Raw genomic sequence first — 334 nt, forward strand, 5'->3', positions numbered from 1 at the left:
ATTCTCTACATGCGACAAGAGGGACGAGGCATCGGCCTGTACAAGAAGCTGGAGGCGTACCTGATCCAGGACGCCGGTGCCGACACGTTCTCCGCGAACGAGGCGCTCGGACGTCGGGCCGACGAGCGCACCTACGGGGAGTGCGCGACCATGCTGCGCGCCCTGGGCTTGGACGAGATCGAGCTGATGACCAACAACCCGTCGAAGATCGAGTCCTTGCGGCGATCCGGCATCACCATTGATTTGGTGGCGAACGCGACGTCCAGACCAGTTCACCAGAAAGGACAGTGCGGTGCTACGATGGGCGTTGCCCCAAAGCAATATCGTCGAAGAG

At 61.4% G+C, this 334-nt stretch carries 1 pseudogene; it reads left to right on the top strand.

Features of this window, described 5'->3' with window-relative positions:
- Positions 1–334 (top strand): annotated as a pseudogene (locus Q0L15_RS22960) (hypothetical protein); the annotation flags it as partial.

This window comes from Nocardioides sp. (assembly GCF_024509035.1).
GTDB lineage: Bacteria > Actinomycetota > Actinomycetes > Propionibacteriales > Nocardioidaceae > Nocardioides.